Annotated in this window: 16 protein-coding genes and 1 pseudogene; 10 read left to right on the top strand and 7 right to left on the bottom strand. The window is 57.8% G+C overall.

Features of this window, described 5'->3' with window-relative positions; all coding sequences use genetic code 11:
• Positions 1-415 precede the first annotated feature (415 nt).
• Positions 416-811 (top strand): hypothetical protein, encoded by a 396-nt coding sequence (locus AB3K92_RS35440; protein WP_369466716.1) that lies wholly within the window; start codon positions 416-418, stop codon positions 809-811.
• Positions 812-923: 112 nt separating this feature from the next.
• On the opposite strand, the pseudogene AB3K92_RS35435 reads toward AB3K92_RS35440, so the two are convergent.
• The 3 genes and pseudogenes from AB3K92_RS35435 to AB3K92_RS35425 form a co-directional block, all read right to left on the bottom strand.
• A pseudogene (locus tag AB3K92_RS35435) lies at positions 924-2,153 on the bottom strand (tyrosine-type recombinase/integrase).
• A gap of 393 nt (positions 2,154-2,546) precedes the next feature.
• The gene (locus tag AB3K92_RS35430) at positions 2,547-2,999 is read right to left on the bottom strand and encodes a hypothetical protein (RefSeq protein ID WP_369466715.1); all 453 of its coding nucleotides are present in this window, start codon (positions 2,997-2,999) and stop codon (positions 2,547-2,549) included.
• 52 nt (positions 3,000-3,051) lie between these two features.
• Positions 3,052-3,474, bottom strand: a complete 423-nt coding sequence (locus AB3K92_RS35425) for a hypothetical protein (protein ID WP_369466714.1) — start codon at positions 3,472-3,474, stop codon at positions 3,052-3,054.
• A gap of 118 nt (positions 3,475-3,592) precedes the next feature.
• Between AB3K92_RS35425 and AB3K92_RS35420 the strand changes: the two genes are divergently transcribed.
• The 4 genes from AB3K92_RS35420 (at position 3,593) to AB3K92_RS35405 (ending at position 6,793) form a co-directional block, all read left to right on the top strand.
• Entirely contained in the window at positions 3,593-3,967 is a 375-nt protein-coding gene (locus tag AB3K92_RS35420) for a helix-turn-helix domain-containing protein (RefSeq protein ID WP_369466713.1), read from the top strand.
• A 926-nt stretch (positions 3,968-4,893) separates the two neighbouring features.
• Complete coding sequence (locus AB3K92_RS35415; RefSeq protein ID WP_369466712.1) at positions 4,894-5,358, top strand: hypothetical protein; 465 nt, start codon at positions 4,894-4,896, stop codon at positions 5,356-5,358.
• A 9-nt stretch (positions 5,359-5,367) separates the two neighbouring features.
• Positions 5,368-6,075 (top strand): P-loop NTPase, encoded by a 708-nt coding sequence (locus AB3K92_RS35410; RefSeq protein ID WP_369466711.1) that lies wholly within the window; start codon positions 5,368-5,370, stop codon positions 6,073-6,075.
• Between the two features lie 76 nt (positions 6,076-6,151).
• Positions 6,152-6,793: a hypothetical protein gene (locus AB3K92_RS35405; RefSeq protein WP_369466710.1), complete on the top strand. Its 642-nt coding sequence runs from the start codon at positions 6,152-6,154 to the stop codon at positions 6,791-6,793.
• 47 nt (positions 6,794-6,840) lie between these two features.
• Here the strand turns inward: AB3K92_RS35405 and AB3K92_RS35400 are convergent, their stop codons facing one another.
• The gene (locus AB3K92_RS35400; RefSeq protein ID WP_369466709.1) at positions 6,841-9,033 is read right to left on the bottom strand and encodes a ParB N-terminal domain-containing protein; all 2,193 of its coding nucleotides are present in this window, start codon (positions 9,031-9,033) and stop codon (positions 6,841-6,843) included.
• A 129-nt stretch (positions 9,034-9,162) separates the two neighbouring features.
• On the bottom strand, positions 9,163-9,996 hold the full coding sequence (locus AB3K92_RS35395; protein WP_369466708.1) for a DUF932 domain-containing protein: 834 nt from the start codon (positions 9,994-9,996) through the stop codon (positions 9,163-9,165).
• Positions 9,997-10,706: 710 nt separating this feature from the next.
• On the opposite strand from AB3K92_RS35395, the gene AB3K92_RS35390 reads away from it, so the two are divergent.
• From AB3K92_RS35390 to AB3K92_RS35375, 4 genes are read left to right on the top strand one after another with little or no spacing between them, the layout of a single operon-like run.
• Positions 10,707-11,333, top strand: a complete 627-nt coding sequence (locus AB3K92_RS35390; RefSeq protein ID WP_369466707.1) for a dUTP diphosphatase — start codon at positions 10,707-10,709, stop codon at positions 11,331-11,333.
• Entirely contained in the window at positions 11,323-12,249 is a 927-nt protein-coding gene (locus AB3K92_RS35385) for a hypothetical protein (protein ID WP_369466706.1), read from the top strand. Before AB3K92_RS35390 ends, AB3K92_RS35385 begins: the two co-directional genes overlap by 11 nt.
• A complete protein-coding gene (locus AB3K92_RS35380; RefSeq protein WP_369466705.1) occupies positions 12,219-14,135 on the top strand; it encodes a hypothetical protein in 1,917 nt (638 codons plus the stop codon). Before AB3K92_RS35385 ends, AB3K92_RS35380 begins: the two co-directional genes overlap by 31 nt.
• Positions 14,128-15,090 (top strand): hypothetical protein, encoded by a 963-nt coding sequence (locus AB3K92_RS35375; protein ID WP_369466704.1) that lies wholly within the window; start codon positions 14,128-14,130, stop codon positions 15,088-15,090. The genes AB3K92_RS35380 and AB3K92_RS35375 overlap by 8 nt, the downstream gene beginning before the upstream one ends.
• 309 nt (positions 15,091-15,399) lie before the next feature.
• Here the strand turns inward: AB3K92_RS35375 and istB are convergent, their stop codons facing one another.
• Together istB and istA are read right to left on the bottom strand one after the other, a co-directional pair.
• Positions 15,400-16,197 carry an IS21-like element helper ATPase IstB gene (istB, locus tag AB3K92_RS35370; protein WP_175223704.1) on the bottom strand — a complete coding sequence of 266 codons (798 nt, stop codon included), beginning with the start codon at positions 16,195-16,197 and terminating at the stop codon, positions 15,400-15,402.
• A complete protein-coding gene (gene istA / locus AB3K92_RS35365) occupies positions 16,190-17,695 on the bottom strand; it encodes an IS21 family transposase (protein WP_213309336.1) in 1,506 nt (501 codons plus the stop codon). The genes istB and istA overlap by 8 nt, the downstream gene beginning before the upstream one ends.
• 1,434 nt (positions 17,696-19,129) lie before the next feature.
• Here istA and AB3K92_RS35360 point away from each other — a divergent pair.
• Positions 19,130-20,065 carry a hypothetical protein gene (locus AB3K92_RS35360; protein WP_369466703.1) on the top strand — a complete coding sequence of 312 codons (936 nt, stop codon included), beginning with the start codon at positions 19,130-19,132 and terminating at the stop codon, positions 20,063-20,065.
• The last annotated feature ends 831 nt before the right edge of the window (positions 20,066-20,896 follow it).

The following is a 20,896-nucleotide window of genomic DNA, read 5'->3' as shown; positions in this document are numbered from 1 at the left end:
TTGAGTGTAAAAAAATAATGGGGACATGCTGAATGGCGAACTTCAACGGACTTCCGGCTAACTGCCCGCCGCAGAACGCTACAGCACCTTCGTCGTTGACGGTCTACCGTCAAACCTTCGGGCCCCCAGTTTCGGCAGTTCATCTTCAGACATATGCTGAACTCGGGATGGCCGTCTCACCCAGTAAGGAATGCCAGTCACACGGAGTGAGTGTCTATACTGATCACCGTGATGTGGCCAACAAGGTGCAGCTTTATCCGTGGAAGGGGACGCACGTCGCGCAAGGGACGTTGGACGCGAAAGACGGCGTTGTTGTCGCGACCCCAAATAGGAAGGCGCCGGATTCGCACCATACGTGGTGGCCTTGTAATGGGATCGATCGGGCCGCATTGTTCAAGTAAGGCAGGAGATCGTCATGTTATGGCCTGCAGAAGGTACCTTAGAAAATCCAGGGCTCTTCGCTGAGTTCGATGTGGTGGATGTTCTCGATGAGGACGATGGCCCGACCTTGTTCACTGCCCGTGCGGGAAGCGAAACTTACTTGCTGTATACGTCCGCGATTGATCCGAAGGACAGGATTGTTCGGTACATCGCAGTCCACTGTAATACAGACATGGTTGCTTCGCTGCTGCAAGGACGCCTCCCTCTTCGAGAGGCGTTGACTCAAGATCGTGTATGGGCAATTGATCACTCGTTTGACGGTAAGCATACGTCGAGCGTGCAGCTTAAGCGTGGGCTTGACGGCGTCCCGGAGCAGCATAAACCGGTGGCCGGTGCGAGACTGCTAGCCGACCATCACTATGCGACATAGCGATAAAGCGCGTTGCTGCACTCCTATTTGTGTGTAGACGGGGCCCTTTCAATTTGGAAGGGCCTCATTACATATCAGCTCGAATTTGTCCATGCGCTTGTTACTGTAATTCTTATCGCCCGACGTTGATCGGGAAGACCGCAGCACCCGCTTCGAGTGCATCGAGGTGATCCGCCCAATGCTGCATCATCTTTCGGCGCTCGGGCAGGAACTCAGCATGCACGTATGCCGCGGTGACCTGATTTCGCTCTGCATGGGCAAGCTGCCGATCAACGACGTCTCGGCTATAACCGAGTTCGCGAAGCACGGTCGCGGCCAGACCACGGAACCCGTGGCCGGTCATGCGTGACTTGTAGCCCATGCGGTAGAGCGCATAGAGCATCGTGTTGTTCGAGATGTGGCTTCTGCCCTGGACGCTGTAGAACACATACCGGTGCGCACCGTTCAACTCACGCAACGCGGTCAATGTGTCGAGTGCCTGCCGGGAGAGCGGCACGATGTGCGGGTCGCGCATCTTCATCCGCTCGGGCGGAATCCGCCATTCGGCGGCGCGCTCGTCGAACTCATCCCACTCAGCGTTGATCATCTCGGTCGTCCGAGTGAATGTCAGCGCCATGAAGCGAAGCGCGAGGCGCGTGACGAGATCGCCTTGGTACACGGCGATGTCTCTCATGAGCTGCGGGATTTCGACGGGCTTAACCCGTGCCATGTGTTGGACGCCGGCCCCTTTCTTGAGAACTGTCTCGGCATCAATGTCCGCAGCCGGATTGCGGGGGCATCGCCCCGTCATGATTCCGTACTGGAACATCGCCCGTGAGCGCTGGAGGATGCGTTTAGCCGTCTCGCGGACACCGCGGGATTCAACGGCCCTTAGGATCTCGAGCATGTCAGGCGCCTCGATGTAGCGGATCGGACGGTGGCCGACTCGGGGGAAAACGTCGACCTCGAGCGAACTGATCACTTTGGACGCATACACCTCGGTCCAGCCATCCTTCTGGGTCGCAAACTATTCGCGTGCGACCGCCTCAAACGTCGACGTTGCTTCGATCGCACGAGTGCGTTTGACTTCCCGCTTCTGTTCGGTCGGATCGGTGCCGGCAGCGAGTTGCTTCCGCGCATTGAGGCAGGCTTGTCGAGCCTCGGCCAGTGTCACCTCTGGATAGACGCCAAAGGCGGCGCGCTTCTCTTTGCCGTCGAAGCGGTACTTCATCCGCCAGTAGCGTGACCCGTTCGGCATTACCTCCAGATACAAGCCCTTGCCGTCCGCCAGGCGATACGGCTTCTCGGCCGGCTTGGCCTTGCGGATCTGCATCTCGGTCAGCAGGGTAGCGCGCTTTGGCATGGCGTGGGGGCATCGAGTTTGGGGGCATGGAGGCATGTCCCAAAAGATGCCCCCAAGTTAGGTTGCTTGTACTGGGCAACCTTGGGCAATGATGGCAGCAAAAGTCTAAGCGACACAAGGCTGTGCGCGACTTTCTGGGCAACCTTGGGAAGTGTTGGGAGCTTGGCTGGTCCCCCGACAGAATTCATGCTGGTCCGCCGGTTATGGGAATAGCCGGCAACCTTTGAAGAAATACCCCCAAAAATACCCCCAAAAATACCCCCAGGGGTGATCTGTAGAGGGGGGCGGGCAGGACGATGCTCGGCACGTTCTTCCGTTGGCCCAAATCCGCCTCGTCGCGACGCAAGATGCCGCGGGCATATTGCGGCCCAAATCTGCTCATCTGTCGACATGCTATTCATTGCTGGTCCCGACCGAGACGCACAGAAGAGGCATGCCGCCGGTTCGGGCGTCGGCAGGTTCGAGTCGAAGGAGAAAGTCGAAGTAACGTTCCGAGAGTTTGCCGAGTTGCTCTTGCACTGCACCGAGTTTAATCAGGCATTGGGCGTCCCAGTTCATACCCACCACGAGCTCGCTCGTTTCGCAGTTCCACTCGCTCAGTAGAATCGCAGCGGCCCGAGCGTTTTCTTCGGCGAAGCGCTCGATGCGCTGCTCGATGTAGCGCACGTCGTCGCGCATCAGCGTGCCGGAGATGCGCAGCGAGACAGTGTGTGCTGCTTGATCATGCCTCAGATACACCGTCGCGATACCGCCCAGATGTCGAGACACACGATCAAGCTGTTCGTCTTCCAGATCGTCCTGGACAGGCAGAGCACCCGACAAGACGTAGCGTGCTGGTTCTTCCATGATGAATCTCCGCTGGTTCGCCCACTTGAACTGCACAATCGGTGCTGAGAAGTCAGTTTTGTCTCGCGTCTTCACGATCTGGTAGATCCGGGTTCTTGAATTTGTTGAGAATCCAGGCTTGGCGTTGCAGAAAGGCTTCTAGTTGCAAGTGTTCGTCGGCCAGTTCCTCAAGCAGTTCGACATGGTGAGCTAGTCCGACTGGCAGGAACGACAGTTCCCCGAAGCGCACGCGGCGAAGCACCGCCCCGGTACACGTCCATTTCTGGGAGAATTGCTCGAGCGCATCTTCGACCGATGACACCTCCTGGTCCGAGAGTGCGCCGCGGATGCGGATCAAAAAGGAATGGGTGACCGCATCGGTCGCGTAGTAGACGTCAGCAGGTTCCGCAACACTCTCAGCGAATTGCTGGGCATGGAAGTGTCGAAAGTTCTCGAGAACGGACAGGGCGCCGCGAATTTCGTAAGTGAAAGACATAGCATCTACTCCAGCAAAGGACTGCTGTTTTCGGGGCGTATGCAGTCGAATCTTCTTGCACGCGCGACAACGTCGAGGCTCGATCGTGTACTTATCACGCTAGTCAACAAAAACGTATATGTCAACTGAGAATCCACGTTTGGATAACTTTGCGCTGCGTCTGAAGCAGGAGCGGCGGCGCCTGCGTATGACGCAGGACGAATTGGGCAACTCTGGCGGCGTTCGAAAACAGGCGCAGTCCAACTATGAGAAGGGTTTGCGGTACCCGGACGCCAACTACCTGGTTGGAATTGCGGAGGCTGGGGTTGATGTTCAGTATCTGCTGACTGGCCAAACGTCCAATCCTGCGACGCTCCGGCTTGCCAATGAGGAGGAGCGACTTCTCGCAGGCTTCAGAGAATTGAAGAGTCGGGAGAAGAGGGGGGTACTGGCGCTGGTTGAGGCGATTAACGGACCCGTGTCGGGGGAGTTGGACGTCACTGAGGACAATTGATCGCAGCGTGATGATGTAGCTGGCCGAGGCGGGCGAATATGGGGGCGCCTCCCTGACAGCAACTTGTCGGCGGTCGAACTGCACGCATCGTTCGCTGCCGATTCGGCGCGACTTCGTGCCGCAGCCACCGCTACACCTGCGCAATCAACATATACGTGGGATCCAAACGCTCTCCGTTGCCGTCATGGTGAGTCGGCGGCGTATATGCTGCACATACCGACAATTGAGCCTCACCGCTTCGACCTATCAATGGTGCGCGTAGAGTTCCATGTGCATGGCGCCCAAAACCGGCGCAAGCCTATCCTGCCGTCCCTTGTCTTTTGTTCTTCCATCTCGCCGTTCGTCAATTACCACGCACGATGCAGTGTGATCATGCGGAAAGATGGGGCGATGGCTGCAACAAGACGCGTTCATAGCGGGCGGGAAGGGTGCACGCCTCGCGCAACAAGACGATCCGCATGTAATCAAAAAACAGCGGACCGAGCGGGTTGCGTCATGTCAATCCTTTGGCCAAGTGACGTAGGAAAACGAAGTGTTGTGAGCGACATGAGCGACCGGGCTGTCATACACGGTGCAACAAAAACGACTGATTGAAATCTTGACCGCATCAGTGCGAGAGCGAAATCAACCAGTAGGCGGCGACGTGGATGCGGAGTAAGTCGCGTCAGTCGAATACAGAGGTTCGATCCTCGAGCATCACTCACATGATCAGATTCATCCTGTTCCCATCATCGTTTTCTACTTAAGGCATGGTCGATCGCGAGTTCGTGTTGCCTCAGCGAGACGACAAAAAATATTTTGCGATGCCGTGCAATTCCGGCCCGTTCCCATGCGGTCCGATGAGCGAGGTTCGGCTTTTTCTCGGGCGTTGACGGCCATCGTTCCCATCAGCAAGATGACCTCAAGGCAGCGTGTCGAGGCGGATCATGCCGGTCGTAAAGCACTTTACTCAAGCGCAATGGGACGCAGTCGCTCGCCGTCTCGACGCGCTGCCACCCAAGCCTGCACACGAGCATCACGTCACTGTGCGTGAGGCGGTGAATGCAATGCGGCCGCAGATCAATGGCGCGCAACAGAAGGGTTACACATTCGAAGAAATCGTTCAGCAACTGGCGGAAGAGGGCGTCGACATCAGCGCCAGCACGTTGCGCTACGCAATGCAACGCGTAACGAGAAATCCCAAGGCCGGGCGTGTGGAAAGAGCCACCCCGCCGGGTCAGGCTACTGCGTCACCGCGAATCAAGAAGCCGAAGCAAACGAGACCGCCGACTGTCGATCAAGTAGAGAATCGAGACCGAACGGATAGTCGAAGGGCGATGACCAAACCGGGGGCCATGGTGATTCAGGATGCATTCTCGTTCGAGGTTGTGCCGGACACCGAGAACCTGTAGAGGAAGCGTATGGCGACGACTTACCCAATCTATCTGGTGGGCGGCAGCAAGGGCGGTGTGGGCAAGAGCTTTGTCTCGCTCGCGCTGGCCGACTACCTCCAGCGTCGTGATCTTCCTGTCGCGCTGGTCGAAACCGATACGTCCAATCCCGACGTGATGAAGGCGATTCAGGACGAGGTACCGTGCGTTGCCTACAGCCTGGACGAAGCCGAAGGTTGGATCGGTCTGGTCAACTTCTGTGACGAACGCCGGGACGCAGCCATTGTTGTCAACACGGCGGCGCGCAGCCAACCGGGCATTGCCCGTTTTGGCGCGACACTTGCCAGTACGCTCGGCGAACTGCGGCGCGAGCTCGTCGTACTGTGGGTGATCAACCGGCAGCGCGACAGTTTGGAATTGCTGCGTGCGTTCAGTCCGACATTTCCCGAGGCGACGATCCATGTCGTGCGCAACGGTCATTTCGGTACGCCGGACAAGTTCACGCTGTATCAGGCGTCGCAATTGCGCAAAACGATCGAAGCACGAGGTCGCACATTCGACTTTCCGGATCTGGCGGATCGCGTCGCGGACGAACTGCGTAGTCAGCGGATGTCGATTCGCGTCGCGTCGGAGACGATGCACATTGGAGAGCGGGCGGAGCTGCTGCGCTGGCGTTCGCTGTGCGACACAATCTTCTCGGCCATGATCGATCACGCGGGGACCGACGATGAGCCGTAGGCGGCCAGTCGAGCCACTGATTCGCCTGTTTCAGGAGGTATCCGGTGAGGTCCCGGACGACACAAGTTTGGCCCGAATGCGCCGGGTATCGGGCGTCCTGAATCTGCAGGATAACGACGCACTCTGGTCCATCATCGCGGTGCTCGAATACTACGCGCGCCTGTATGAGGCAATGCCGGAGCGTATTCGATGGGCGAGCGAGGGCAGTCTCGAAGCGGCTCGGCGGGAAATCGGTGGCGCGAACGATGCGTTGATGCAACAACACCGCTGCGCGGTTGAACGTTGCAAGGCGACGATCAAGGTGGCGGAGAACCTGATTCAGGAACATGAGGCGCGGTACCGGGAAGCGTTGGCGAATCTGAACGAGACCTCACTTACGGCGCTCAGTGCACAGCTGACCAGTCACCTCGTGCGCACAACCGGTAATCGGATGATCGGTGCGGTGGCAATTTCGGGGCGCGAACAGCGCGAGCGGCTGGATGAGATTGTCGGCCGGTTCGAGAAAGCGGTGGACGCGGCGGCGCGGGTGGACACGATGGTGACGGCGATGAAGCGACGCCTTGTACGTGCGACGTGGTGTCTATGGTTGACGAGCGTAACGGTCCTCGGCTTGATGCTGCTGGTTGCGGGTGGTTGGGTGGACGGGCGATCAGGGCACCACCCGTCGGGTACGGCTAGCCACGCAGCGCAGGGCATGTCAGCAGACGGTAGGCCCTGAAGTGCGCGGCCGTCTGCTGCGTTGCGTCATTAGATGAGGACCAACAGTTACGCGACATCCGGACCTGTTTTTGCAGCGGTTACCGATTCGGTGGTCGGGAAAGGCCACGGCGGCTGCTCGGTGGTTCCGGTGGACGGCTCGACATCGTGAGGCGTGTGGTTGACGGGGTTGTCGTCATTTCCGCCGTTCTCATCGGCATCGACGTCCTCGCCATCGTTGTCATCCTCGTTGTCGCCGTGGACAGCCCATGAGGGCGATGCCGGAATCTCGCGACCGGTGAGGATTTCCGGAAGCCATGCGACCTTCGCGAGGTGCAGTTCCGCCGCCGCTGCAGCGTCGCTCTTTTTCATCTTGCCGAGGTCAGCCGCGATCTTGGGAGAAACCGCACCGGACACGACTTCCGCGATACGTGCCTTGCTGACATGGTCGAAGTACGCGGTGCGCGTTGGTGTCCAGTACCGGGCCATATCGAGACTCAGTGCATCGGCCAGCGCGTTGATCGAGTGTGGCGCTTCTGATGTCGCAATACCGTCGAGCATGGTTCCTGTGCAAAACGCGAGTAGGTCGAGCAGGGTCGTGTACGCGTCCTGCCTGAGCAACCACGGCAGCAGATCGGCTTGGCTTGCTGGCAGTTCCGCGATCCAGCGTGTGCGCTGCGTCTCGATGGCGTTCCAGGCTGTGCCGACGGGCAAGTCGTCAGCCGCGCGCAATAGATTGTCGCGATTGTTGTTTCCAGAGAGCGCTAGATAGCGCGGCGCGAAGGTGTCGCCGTAGTGCTCAGGCAGCGCTTGCGGAATTAGCTGTTGCAGCGGGGCGGCGAGTGCCACGGCGGGCTGCGCGACCAGTTCCACATGGACGGCGGCAGTGCGATGTGCGGTCAGCCGCTGACAGAGCGTCGCGCTGTGGACTGGCTTGATCTTGACTGGTGCGTCTGCCGTAGCCGGCGCATCCGCCTCGGCTGTGCCGGTCACGATCGCGTCTGCTGCATCGAGCGCCGCGCTGCCCTCGCGCCGTACGAGACTGCGTTCGATGACCTGTGCGCCGACGATCACAAAGGCCCCGGCCTCGGCCATCTGCGCCGCATCCCATACGATGGCACGGCTTTCGAGTGCGCTGATCGCGGCTTCCACGCGCCCGATTTCATCGTCGAGGCGTTCGGCTTCGTCATAGGCGTCCTCGTCGTCCTCCGCCGGCGCAGCGAGCTTGTGGCTCAGTTCCGCCTGCTGCGCGGTGAGTGCGTCGAGTTCGCGTTGTTCCTCGTCGGTGTAAGGACGCTGGGCCGGGCGTAGTCTGCCGTAACGGTTCAGTTCGAGCACATCGCGTTCGACCCGCGTTTCCGTCCAGCCCCAGCCTTCGGCGCGGACTGTCTCGGCTGCTGCGTCGAGCTTCTGTGCGGTGAGGTGCTGCAGTAGATCGGAATCGGCAATGTAGCCTGCATGCTCGTCGTCGCTGAACAAATCCCGGCGCACATAGCCGCCTGCTGCCTCGTAGGCGGCGAGACCGACGAAGCGTACGAGGCGGCTGCGGCTCGCATCGATCTCGGCGCAGGTGATTGCCTGCCGCAGATAGTGCGGCTGACGTTGCCACTCGTTGGCCTCGAACCACAGGTGTTCCTGCGTGTCGTGATCGTCCGCCAGCGCGAGTGCGGCAAGCTGATCGAGCGTGATTGCATCCTCGCGCAGCAGTTCGAGCAGCTTGGGTGACACGCTGGCGAGCTTCATACGCCGTTTGACGGTGATGGGCGACGCTGAAAAGAGCGCGGCGATGTAATCGACACTGCGGCCTTCGTCGGCCAGCATCCGGTAGGAACGCAGCACGTCGAACGGGTCGAGTCCTTCGCGCTCGCTGTTCTCGATCAGCGATATGGCGAGCGCTTCGCCTTCGCTGACGATGCGCACCGGTACCGGATAATCGGCTGCGATGTGCTTCTGCTCGAACAGCAGATCGAGCGCGGCTTCGCGCCGTTGGCCTGCGCAGACGCCGAATTTTCGATGCTTGCCGCGTGTCCCCTTGATCTCGTGGACCACGAGGTTTTGCAACAACCCTTTGGCGCGGACGTTGGCGGCCAGTCCGGCGATACCGGATGGTGGCTTCGTTCGCACGTTCAAGGGCGAGCGCTGCAGGCTGGAATACGGTACCGTCATGACCGGCTGTTCATTGCCGAAGTTCGTTTCGAGCACAGCGGCCGATTCGGCGGCTGCAACGGTGGGTGCGGCGGTTTCGACAGATTGGGCTTGCATGATCGACTCCTGATAGTAGGAAGGACGATGCCGGGCCAGTAAGGTGCGGATGCGTCAGGACGTGACCCGACGGGCGTCATGGCGCAAAACGGGGCAGCAGGGCGACGCGGATGCGCCGCCCGTCAGTCGCTACACCTTCATCTGGCGCATGGCGTCCGCGAGCATCCACAGCGCGCGGTTGAGCTTCACGTTCTGGTCGATACCCGTAATGGGCCGTGTCGACATCGCGCGGCCCGAGCGGGAGCGGCCATGCAGGCCACCCTTGGTCAGGTTTTCCTGCACCCGGTTAAAGACAGTCCAGAGATCGTCACGGCGATCCTCGAAACGGCGCGGGGCGAGTAGCTGGCTTTCGCAGATGGGAGCCGGGGCTTCGGCGTCGGTCGGGTCGTAGCGCAGCGCGAGCGCGGAGCGGGCGAACGCCTGCTGTTCGTCGCGGTCGAGCGTTACCGAGCGCATGCCATCCTTTTGTTCGCGGATCAGCTCGAAGCCGTCGAGCACGTCGAACGCACCGTTGATCACGTTCTGCACCACGTTGCCTTTGTGCGGCACGCGGATATCGGCGATGTTCTCGCCCGCGACCATGCCGTTCTGGCACACGAAGCGGAATGTGCCCGCGAGCATCTGATAGCTGCTGGTGCCGTCGTGCGAGTTCAGCAGCACGATTTCATCGGCTTCCTCACCGGTGATCTGGTCGGCATGGCGCAGCCGGAGCATGTGTTTCGTGAATTCGCGCTTGCCAGAGTCACGTACGCGGGTCTGACAGATCATGAACGGCTGAAAGCCTTCGTTGCGCAGGCCGCGCAGTACGTCGATGGTGGGAATGTAGGTGTAGCGCTCGGAGCGGCTTTCGTGCTTGCCGTCCGCGAAGATGGACGGGGCGATGCGGCGAATCTGATCGTCCGAGAGAGGTGAATCCGCGCGCAGCATCGGAGCGCTGTAATGGAATGAGGAAGCGAGTCGCATGGCAATCTCCACAGTCAAGGTTGAGGACCTGAACCGGGCGAGGAGGTGTGCCTTGCCATTGCGGCTGGCTACCTCCCGGTGGAACTCGGGGTTGGCGTTGCTGCCGCCTGACTCCCAGGTTCCCGCCCGTGCGACTGAAGGAACCGATAGCGGGCAGGCGTCAAGGAAATAGGCGGGGGAGGGGTGCGGGCAACACGGTCCCGCGCCCCTTGATGCCAGTCCGCTATCGGCTACGGTCGCGGGTCAAGGGCGGGAAGCTGGGAGTCGGGTGCATGCTATGCCGCGCGTTGATACGGCGGGGATGGCGCGGCGCCGGGAACAGGCGTTCCGGATCAAACGTCACTGTGGTAATCCAGCGCGACGAATAAACGACTGACGGGACAGAGACGCGAACGAGGCTTTACGCGGCGGGTAGAAATTCAATCCTGGTGCGCAAGCGTCGGAAGACATCCGAAACGAAGGGCCTGGGCAGCAGCGATTTGCGCTATCCGAAGAATTTCGCAAATGGGATAATCTGCGCGAACCGACGTTGGGCGTTCGATTCGTGCTTGCGAGCACTTCCTGTTTGCTCAGGACGTAGGCGTTCCTGGATACTGCGAGATCGGGCGATCGCGTCGCATGAGTTGACGGCAACCATCAGATCGCGCGAATAATTTGGGGGCGGAACAGTGCAAGAAACGATATCGCTCTACGAGGGCAGGCTCGAGTCGATGCTGGCGCTTCAGAACGGCATAAACAACAGGATCAACGCTGACTGGCGGGCGGCCGGAAATCCTTGGTACCGGGCAATCTGGACCGAGTGTGCAGAGTTGATGGACCACGTGGGATGGAAGTGGTGGAAACGTCAAGAGCCCGACATGGCGCAGGTTCACCTGGAGCTGGTGGACATTCTCCATTTCGGGTTGAGCGAACTGCTGCAACTACATGGCTCCGTGATAGCGGCGGCATCGAATTCGATCACGGCCTACGAAGACTACGCTAGAGTCCGCCCGGTCGCAGCCGAAGTCGCCACCCGGCTATCGCTCGTCGAGACTTTTGCGTCCGAGACGCTGAACAGCCGATCGTTTGACCTGCGCGCTTTCGGACAGTTGGCTGCCGCCTTCGAACTGGGGGAGGTCAGCTTGTTCGAAAAGTACGTCGGGAAGAATATATTGAATACGTTCAGGCAGGACCACGGGTACAGAGACGGGACATACCAGAAGATCTGGAGCGGCCGCGAAGACAACGAATGGTTGGCGGAGATAGCGTCGGGAATTCCTAAAGACGCATCGACCTTTTCAGAGGAACTTTACCGTCAGCTCTCGAGTAAATACGAGGAGGTGTCGGTTGGCCGATAATGGACTACCGCGAAGTCTGACAGAGAACTGGCGGTTTTTTGTCAATACACAGCTTTGGCCCAGAAGTACCCGCTTCGACCCGCAGGGGTGGCTGCAAAACTTCACCGCCGAGGAAATTCCATTCGCTGTTCGATTGCTCGAGGGCTTTACCTTTTTTTCCGCCGAACTGGTGGAAGCCATGTTCCTGGGTGCGTTTCAAAACATTTCGCAGTTGGTCGTGCAGAACAAGGAGAATTACTTCTCGGCGAGCGCTCAGTGGTCCAGGTTCATCGATTCGTTGGTTGTTGTGAGGGTTGAAGGGCGTCGGAGTAGTGATGCGGATAGCGGTTACATCTTTACCCGTTATGCGCGCGACGTCCTCGGCATCGATGAAAGTCAGATACTGTCGCCGGCCCAGGCTCTGGAGCGTTTGCGGCAATCGCCGAAGGGAAACGTCGTGTTTGTAGACGATTTCGTCGGATCGGGCGAGCAGTTCGAGGACACTTGGGTCAAGGTACATGAGCTTTCGGGCTACAGCCGCGCATCATTCAAGTCAACCGTTGCCGCAATTGGAGCTAATGCGGTTGGCTTTTATTATTGTCCGCTAGTGGCCACGGAGCTGGGTTACGAGCACATCCGGGACGTATGTCCCTTGGTGCAGACGTTCCCGGCTCACATGCTTCCGCAGAGCTACAGTGCGCTATCACCTCAGTCAGTTATATGGCGCGAGGATATGAGAGAAAGTGGTCCGGAATTCATTCAGAGGATCAGCGACCGGGCGGGTATTCCCGATCTGGATGGTAGAGAGGGGTGCTGGCGCGGATACAGGAAACTCGGCCTGGCGCTGGCTTTCTCACACGGATGGCCGGATGCGATCCTGCCGATCTTCACCCTGGACGATGGCAAATGGAAGCCGCTTTTGAAGGCGGCGGCATGATGAACGAGACAGATCAAGACCACGTCAGCAACTTGAGCAATCTGCTTGGCCTGTACAAGGCGGAATGGCTGAGCGGCAAGCTCTTCGAGCTGTTCACCGAACCAGGATATTTTTCCGAGCTAAAGACATCTCGGCCATGTGTCCTGATTGGCGGACGCGGCACAGGTAAGACGACCGTTCTGCAAGGGCTCTCGTATCAGGGACAGTTCGCGTTCGCACACGGGAACAAGGACGTGATCGACCAGTGGCAGTTCTTCGGACTGTATCACCGCGTGAATACCAACCGTGTAACGGCATTTCGCGGACCAGAGCTTTCGGAAGACCGCTGGCGCGCTTACTTCGCGCATTATATTAACCTCCTCTTCAGCAGTCAGCTGATGGAGTTCGCGAGCTGGTACGAACTTCAGACTGGGCGAACGTTAGCAGTTTCAAGTGCAGCGCTCGACGGATTTCGCGCCACGTTGGGTCTGAGAAGCGAAGGCAGCCTGGCTGATCTTGCTCACGAATTGAGGTTGCTAATCCTTCGATTCGAAGCGTCGATCAACAGTATCGTCGATGCGCCGACACAGTCTTTGTCCATGCAGGGTGCTCCAGTGGATGCTCTTGCACACGCGCTCCTGTCTGCCCCCGAATTGCAGGGCCGTCAGTTCTTTTTTTTGATTGACGAGTTCGAGAACTTCGAGGACTACCAGCAGCGTGTATTGAATACAATAATCAAGCATGCCCCGGCGGCCTACACCTTTAAAATTGGCGTACGCGAGCTCGGGTGGCGAGAGCGCGCAACTCTGAACGCTAATGAGCAGCTAACCTCACCTGCTGACTATGCTCGAATCTCCATCGCGGAGCGACTTGACAACGCGCGATTCAAGGTTTTTGCAGAGCATGTCTTAACGGCGCGCTTCGGGAGTGCCGGGGGCGGTTCGTCACCCGGGGATCTACCCGTCGGTGAGCTCTTGCCGAGACTGAGTGAGTCAGATGAGGCTGAATTACTGATCGAGCGAGGGGAGGCAGCGAAAATCAAAGCAAAGATCGAGGCAGCTGCTTTGCCGGACATGCGCGAGGCAGCCGCGGGTCTGCCGCTCGCGGTTCAATATTTCCTTTGCTACTGGACCGAGTCTCATCCTGATGCCATTCTCGCGGACGAGCTCCAACTCTGGCTGAAAGGAAATACCGCAGTGAGAGCCAGATTCGATAACCATTTCTATGCATCATTGTTTGCCATACGGCGGGGGAAGCGAGGAATCCGCAAATACTATTGCGGATGGGACGTTTTTCTCTCGTTATGCGAAGGAAATATTCGCTATCTGCTAGAACTCGTGCACTCTGCGTTGTTGATGCATGTTGAAGCGGGGCGAGACGCTTCCGCACCGATCGACCCTGAGACGCAGACACTGGCCGCACAGGCGGTGGGGCGGAAAAACCTCTCAGAGCTTGAAGGACTTAGCGTTGATGGTGCGCGATTGACCCGGCTGCTCCTCAGTCTGGGACGAGTCTTCGGAGTGCTCGCAGCGTCGCCGGCGGGACACACTCCAGAGGCGAACCAGTTTCATCTACGTGAGGACGTTGGTCATGACGACACTGACCAAAGAGCCAACGAACTACTGAAAAACGCGGTTATGCATCTGGCGCTAGTACGATACGCGGGTAGCAAACTGCTCGACGAGCGTGACACGCGAGCGTACGATTATATGATCCATCCGATTTTCGCCCCGTTCTTCGTGTTCAGTCATCGCAAGAAGCGCAAAATCCAGCTTTCGAGTGTCCAGTTGCTCGATCTCGTTGAGCGTCCGAGAGCGGGCATCGATGTGATCCTGAAAAGCAACAATAGGGCTAACCAAGAGTCGCTCCCCGATCAGCTCGAGTTGTTTGGCGAATTCTATGCGTGACATCAGACGCGAACCTATTCTGACTGACACATATGAGACGGTTGCCCGGTTTCGCCCGGCCGATGGTAGTGTCTACATTTATCGTGTGAGTGGCGAGGATCGGAGCAGCCATACCAGTCAGTGGCGCTCGCAATGTGAAAACGTTCAGTTCATTGAAATAGAGGCTGAAACTACTGCCGGCTTTCGGGTCAAGGGAGACGATGCTGACTATTTTCTCCGTGGTGCGGCATCACTCTCATCCCTTATACAGCCGTTGGGTGCAGGCAGGATTGTTTATATCGATATCACCGGCCTGAGTCATCCAACGTGGGCGGCGATCATCAGAAGCGCAGTCGCTTCACGAGTGGAACTTAGGGTTGTTTATGTTGAGCCGAACCGCTATACGCGGAGCGGAGCTCCGCTTGAGGGCCAGATCTACGACCTAAGTGCAAGAATAGCTGGCATCGCGCCCATGCCAGGGTTTGCGACCATCACCGATACGGACGATTCATTGTTCGTTCCACTGTTGGGGTTCGAGGGGGCACGCTTTAGGCACGTGATCGAACATGTGCAACCGACACAAGGGGGCGTTGTCCCAATCGTTGGGTTGCCCGGCTTTAAGCCGTGGTATGTCTTTGAAACGTATGTTGGCAATCGGACAGCTTTGGCTGAGACGGATGCGTGGCAGAAGGTATTGTATGCACCCGCAAATTGTCCTTTTAGCTGCTTTTACTTGCTTCAGCGTCTCGCGACGTTGCATCCGATGGCGCTGTTAAAGGTCGCGATGATTGGCACCAAGCCGCATGCGCTCGGAGCGATCATGTTTGCGCTGACCTCCTCTGATCGGATCGAGCTTATTTACGACAACCCAATTAGAAAAGACGGTCGAACCGACGGATCCGACCGTCTCTTGGTTTATCACGTTGGTGCCATTACCTCTGGCTCCGCGACGGCAAATTCGAATATAACGAACTGATGACAGACAGGTTCTATACGTCTCCTGAGCTAGCGGACACCCTGCTATCTTTTGCCCCCCGCAATCAACCTAAGCTGGTGGCAGACTTCGCATGTGGTGAGGGCAGCCTTCTGCTGGCAGCCGAACGACGGTATCCCAAGGCCGCAATGTTGGCAAATGACATATCGCGCGGAACGATCTCGAAGATGAGGAGACAGAGGCCGGAATGGCAATACTCGTGCGCCGACTTTCTCAATCTGTTGATTTCCACCGAATCTTGACCCACCGTTTTCATCTAAATCTGACCCACCCCGAGACAGCGTAGTACATCTATTCCGGTGTGGATAACTCCTCACTGCCTGCTGCTTTTGCTGCTCTCTTTCTGGTTGCCTTCGCCTTGGCAGAACTGGACTTGAAGCGCCAGGATTCATTGCCCGTTTCGACGATGTGGCAGTGATGGGTAACGCGGTCCAGCAGCGCCGTCGTCATCTTTGCGTCCCCGAACACGGTCGCCCACTCGCCGAAGCTGAGGTTGGTGGTGATCGCGACACTCGTGTGTTCATACAGCTTCGAGAGCAAGTGGAACAGCAATGCGCCACCGGTCTGGCTGAACGGCAGGTAGCCCAGTTCGTCGAGGATCACCAGGTCGACGTACATCAGCTTATGGGCGATCTGGCCTTGTTTGCCGATGGACTTCTCCTGCTCCAGTGCGTTGGTCAGCTCGACGGTCGAGAAGTAGCGCACTCGCTTGCCGTGGCGCTGCACGGCCTCAATTCCGATCGCTGAGGCGAGGTGCGTTTTGCCGGTGCCGGGGCCACCGATGAACACGACGTTGTGTGCGCTTGCGAGGAACGACAGGTCACTGAGTTCTCGAACCAGCGCTTCGTCGACGTGCGCCTGCGCGAAGTCGAAGCCCTTCAGGTCGCGGTGAGCCGGGAAGCGAGCGGCGGTCATCTGATAGGCGATCGAGCGCACCTGTCGCTCCGCCGTCTCAGCCATCAGCAGCTGCTTCATGAAGCGCTCCGGGTCGAACTCCGTGTGACGCGACTGCGCCAGCAGCTCTGGCCAGGTGCTCGCCATGCCATGCAGTTTGAGCCCCTTGAGCTGGGCGGCGATGTCGTTAGACATGACGGTCCTCCGGTGGGTTGGCGCGCAGGGTTTCGTAGCGGCTCACGTCGGCGGCCGGCTCTTCGGTAAGCTGGAGTTTCGTCGTCGCGAGGTTGGTGCTCGTGGTGGGTGCCTTCAACCGGCTCAGCACGTTCAGAACGTGCTCCCCACTGGGGCGTCCCGAGTCCAGCGCTGCCTGCACGGCAAGCAGCACGGCATCGAGTCCGTGTTCGCGCACCGCGGCGAGCACCTGCGTCATGATGCGATCACCTCCCGGGTGCTTCAGTAGGTGCCGCTGCAACTGCTGCAGCGGCTGTGGCATCGTGACGAACGGAGCACCGTTGCGCAACGCGCCGGGTTTGCGCTCGACCAGCGTGATGTAATGGCGCCAGTCGTAGAAGGTCATGTGCCGCTCGAAGCTGCGTTCGTGGCGTGCGATCTCCTGGGCGTCGGCGACGACGCTGAGATATGCCGGATAGCAGCGCACGCTCACCAGCTGGTTCGTGTACTCGGTGGGCACGCTGTAGCGGTTGCGCTGGAAGTGGATGAGGCTGGTCGACGACACCCGCAGCGTCTGCTCGACATAGCCGTCAAACGGGCGTGGATTGGGCATCAGCCTGGTGCGCTCGTCCTGCAGCACGTCCTCGACCGTCAGCTCGGGCCACTGCGGGTGCCGCATCTGCCAGGCCTGACGACACTGGCCCGCGACCCATTCGTTCAGAAGCTCCAGCGTTTCCCAGCGTCGTAGCGCAGCCTCGTGCCAGATCTGGCGGCGCCGGTCCTGCACGTTCTTCTCAACGATGCCCTTCTCCCAGCCGGCGGCACGGTTGCAGAATTCCGGCTCGAACAGGTAATGGCCGCACATTGCCTCGAAGCGGGCGTTAACCGCGCGCTCCTTGCCGCGGCCGACCTTGTCCACGGCGGTCTTCATGTTGTCGTAGATGCCGCGGCGCGGAACGCCGTCAAACGCGGCGAATGCGCGGGCGTGCGCATCGAACAGCATCTCGTGACTCTGGGTCGGATAGGCGACCAGCCAGAACGCCCGGCTGGCATTGAGCTTGACGTGGGCGACCTCCAGGCGTCGCCGCAACCCGCCGATGAAGGCGTATTCGCAGCTCCAGTCAAACTGAAATGCTTCACCGGGTTCGAAGGCCAGCGGTACATAGGCCTTCCTGCGCGGGGCTTCAGCCTGCTCCTCGTGCCAGCGTCTCACGAAGGCGCTGACGCGGCCGTAGCTGCCGGCGTAGCCCTCGCCGCGGATGGCCTCGAACATGAACCGGGCCGTGCGCCGGTCACGCTTCGGGCGATGGCTGTCCGCCCGCAGCCAGCCCGTCAGCTGCGCGGCCCACTCGTCGACGACGCTCGGGCTGACGCGCTTCGGGTACTTCGGCTCAACGGCATCCGTTTGCCGAAGCCAGCTGCGCACCGTGTTCCGGGACAGGCCCGTGCGCCTGGCAATCTCGCGCAGCGGGACCTTCTCGCGGAAATACATCCGCCTGATCTTGGCCAATATGCCCACCGTGATCACCTCTGTATCCCCTGCTCAAAGATTGAGCAGGGCATTCAATCACGTGGGTCAAAATTCGATGAAAATTACTGCCTCAGGTGGGTCAGTTCTGCGTGGACATCAACACTCAATCCGATGTCAGTCCGCTCGTCGGCATTGCGGTACCAACATGGAAAGGTTGATCTTATAGTAATCAACCCACCTTTCTCGCGTAGGGATCGAAAATCGTATTTGGTTGAATTATCGGGCGAGCAACACACTGCGACGGTGGCTACTGCCTTTCTCGTGAACTGCATTCCATATCTATCCACGAGAGGAACCCTGCTCGCTGTCTTACCGGACGGATGCCTTGTAAGTACGCAAGATAATCCTGTCTGGGCAGAGTTGCGACGCATGTTTAGGATCGAGGTCATCAGAGATAACTCCCGTTCGGCATTTGCCCGGGTCCGCGCCCGGACGTGTCTGGTCCGCTTGAGCAGAGCCGTTAAGGAACTTCCTCAAACGGCGGACGATGTCGTATCTCACTCAGTTGCAGTCGTGCGCGGATCGTGCCAGATGCACTCGCGACAGCGATCTCGCGCGCGCGCCGCAGCTACGCTAGTTCATACGACGCACCTCAAAGGTGGCGCGGTGCTTGATTCGGGCGAGATGGTGAAAGGGAAGACGATGGACGGCCCTGCGCTACTTTTCCCGAGGGTCGGCCTCGTCACTCCTGACAAGATTTGCGTCTTCGACGGTGGCCGTCGTATTGTGCTCTCCGATTGCGTCTTAGCGGTCGGGTGTAGGTCGGTCTCGGAAGCCCGCGTCATGCGGGCGCAGATTCTGGACGCGTGGCCCACGTTCGCTGCGAGCTTTCGGGGAACTGGTGCTCCGTATATCACCTTGGAGAGAGCATCCAGTGCTCTCTCAAGGATCTTTGCGAATCCGGCGGTGCAAATTCCGTGTGCCATGGCGACAGTTTAAGCCAACGGATTAACGCTGAGCGGTTTCAAAAGCACTTCTTAGCGTTGCTTTAGGGTTTCGTTGACAGATTGCTGCGCATTTAAGGGTGATCGCCATTTCGAGGATGAGTCGGCAGCTCATGCTACGATCCCTATTAGCTCACCGGTAACTGCCAGACCGATTCTTCTGTATCTCTGACGGTATCATCGCTACTCGATCGGGGGGGGCATCTCCGCAGGGGTTTAGCCCTTCGATTGACATTTGAGTCGGCGATGGACTCAGCGGCGTCGGTTGTGCCGTGGAGCGGAGTGTGCTGAAGGTAGCTGTGCTATTCGAGTTTTGCTCGCTTCTGCTATGTCATTTTTGAGCGGATTGCAGATGGCGCGGCTCTTCACGACGAGGACGACAACGTCTGTTGAGCGAATGGTAACTCGCGAATTGTGGAAATTCTATCATTAATCGGGCGTTGGCGATGGTGGATTTTTTGATTGAGTGGGGCGGGCTATGGCGGTAATTGAATTCATAAAAATTACGTCTGGAATAATATTTGCAACTGTTGGATTTTTGGTTGCGGTGGCTAAGGTGGCAGAAGATGCTGTTCATCCAAGCATCGCGCAGAGATTTGCAACAGAGTTTCGAAAATTTGCAGCAACTCCATCGCTTTCTCGAGCATATGTGCTTGCATCTTTGTCTTCGGATGCAGTGTTTGGGTGCCGGATGTTGTCTCTCCGGTCGTTAATAGTTTCTGTTGGAATTAGTATTGGGTGGATTTTAATTTTCTTGTTGGTCGGTTTTTTAATGTTTGGTCGAGGTTTGTGGATATTTAATGAGGTATTTACTCCATTTGTTGTCAAAAGGTTCTGGGGATTTGCAGTCCTGGGGGTGTTTGTCGATTTTTTGTCAACGTTAATTACGAGGCGGTTGCTATTAACATCTCTCTCCGTGGGGCCGGTCAAGAGATGTTTTGTCGTCGTGGTAAGTGTTGTTCTGGTGATTGCAAATTTTTATATTATATTTGGCGTGGTAAAATGGATTATTACTGGTTATGGATTTAATGATGTTTTCCATTCAATAGAAAATTGGATTTACAATTTTTCAAGTCTTGATTTATTGAATAAGTTCATTCATGATGCAGCGCTTGTTCCGGATGGGCCGGGGCAATATAAGATTCTGAATGGCGAAACTGAGGTTGTCTATGCTTTTCCAGAGGGATTGTTTTTTCTTTCAAGTTTGCTGACCACCGTTTGGATTTGGCTTCATCTTGGAAGTGCGCTGTTGTTGAAAGGTGCGATCAAGGTGGATGCGATGAAGAATTGGTTGGTATCGCTGTCGAATATTGGTGGAAAGCCATTTATGTCGGTGGCGGCGATATTTTCATTGATGATTGGGTTGTTGTGGATTTTGTCAATTATTTTAATGGTAACCATTCGCATTATTTAGTGGTCCATCATATTCGTTCTGGAACATCCAGATTTATCGTTCGATATGCTGACGTAGTTCTGCATAGCGTGGCAACGATCATCGGCCAGAGTTGCTCTATCATGGGACTTTTGTATGTCGCTCGTTTCCCGTGTGCGAGTTGAACTGCAAGGGCGCTGATGTCGATGCCGGGCTTCTTCCGGCCGATGGTTCTTAGTGAGCGTCATTTATGGGCCGTGATGCCGAGGCATAAGTTGCTTGTACTACGTGCAGTGACTGAGCGTCTAGCACTGGTGCTCGCGATCCACCCGACGGTATCGTTGTCTGTATCGCATTTGCAGATTGTTCGAAGCTGTTTCGAGCAGACGGTTTTTGAGTGAAGCCAGCCTCCTTGTTCCGATGCGAGCCGCCGAAAGCAATCAGTTGCCGAGTCGATATGTCGGTATCGCTGACGGTACCGAGGTCGTGCGATACCTGGAGAGTCCGGTATTCGTGGGCAATTGGCAGACAGATTGACAATCGAGTGGGCTTGATCTGCCGCGTTTAGTACGGTGACGGTGTAGAGAATCTGTTCCAGCTGCCTCCAAGCCTACACGCCAAAGAGCGGAGCGGTCGAAGCTCTCTAGCGTTAGGAGCGTAAGTGGGGGGGGCTACTCGCCGATACCAAGATCATCGAGAAAATACGGCCCCCACACTCTGAAGTGGGGCGCCATTACGAGCTACCTCACGGCCTGATGCAGTAACCCGCGTGTCGTTTGATTGATAGGCTACCTGAAGCAACTCCGGACGATTGTCGCGGTGAAGGCACTGATACCGGCAAGCGCAGACGACCAGGTCACGTGACGTGCGTTG

Origin of the sequence: Burkholderia sp. Bmkn7 (genome assembly GCF_041103175.1) — a bacterium.
GTDB classification, from domain to species: Bacteria; Pseudomonadota; Gammaproteobacteria; order Burkholderiales; family Burkholderiaceae; genus Burkholderia; species Burkholderia cepacia.
Note: the sequence above shows the minus strand (reverse complement) of the source record. Positions and strands in the feature narration are given on the sequence as shown.

Bases quoted from the DNA above. Each gene is read 5' to 3' on its own strand.
- AB3K92_RS35420 (WP_369466713.1), top strand. From the start codon at position 3,593: ATGTCAACTGAGAATCCACGTTTGGATAACTTTGCGCTGCGTCTGAAG.
- AB3K92_RS35375 (WP_369466704.1), top strand. From the start codon at position 14,128: ATGCGTGACATCAGACGCGAACCTATTCTGACTGACACATATGAGACG.
- AB3K92_RS35405 (WP_369466710.1), top strand. From the start codon at position 6,152: ATGCGCCGGGTATCGGGCGTCCTGAATCTGCAGGATAACGACGCACTC.
- AB3K92_RS35430 (WP_369466715.1), bottom strand. From the start codon at position 2,999: ATGGAAGAACCAGCACGCTACGTCTTGTCGGGTGCTCTGCCTGTCCAG.
- AB3K92_RS35390 (WP_369466707.1), top strand. From the start codon at position 10,707: ATGCTGGCGCTTCAGAACGGCATAAACAACAGGATCAACGCTGACTGG.
- AB3K92_RS35360 (WP_369466703.1), top strand. From the start codon at position 19,130: ATGGCGGTAATTGAATTCATAAAAATTACGTCTGGAATAATATTTGCA.
- AB3K92_RS35440 (WP_369466716.1), top strand. From the start codon at position 416: ATGTTATGGCCTGCAGAAGGTACCTTAGAAAATCCAGGGCTCTTCGCT.
- AB3K92_RS35400 (WP_369466709.1), bottom strand. From the start codon at position 9,033: ATGCAAGCCCAATCTGTCGAAACCGCCGCACCCACCGTTGCAGCCGCC.
- istB (WP_175223704.1), bottom strand. From the start codon at position 16,197: ATGTCTAACGACATCGCCGCCCAGCTCAAGGGGCTCAAACTGCATGGC.
- AB3K92_RS35425 (WP_369466714.1), bottom strand. From the start codon at position 3,474: ATGTCTTTCACTTACGAAATTCGCGGCGCCCTGTCCGTTCTCGAGAAC.
- AB3K92_RS35415 (WP_369466712.1), top strand. From the start codon at position 4,894: ATGCCGGTCGTAAAGCACTTTACTCAAGCGCAATGGGACGCAGTCGCT.
- AB3K92_RS35395 (WP_369466708.1), bottom strand. From the start codon at position 9,996: ATGCGACTCGCTTCCTCATTCCATTACAGCGCTCCGATGCTGCGCGCG.
- AB3K92_RS35380 (WP_369466705.1), top strand. From the start codon at position 12,219: ATGGAAGCCGCTTTTGAAGGCGGCGGCATGATGAACGAGACAGATCAA.
- AB3K92_RS35410 (WP_369466711.1), top strand. From the start codon at position 5,368: ATGGCGACGACTTACCCAATCTATCTGGTGGGCGGCAGCAAGGGCGGT.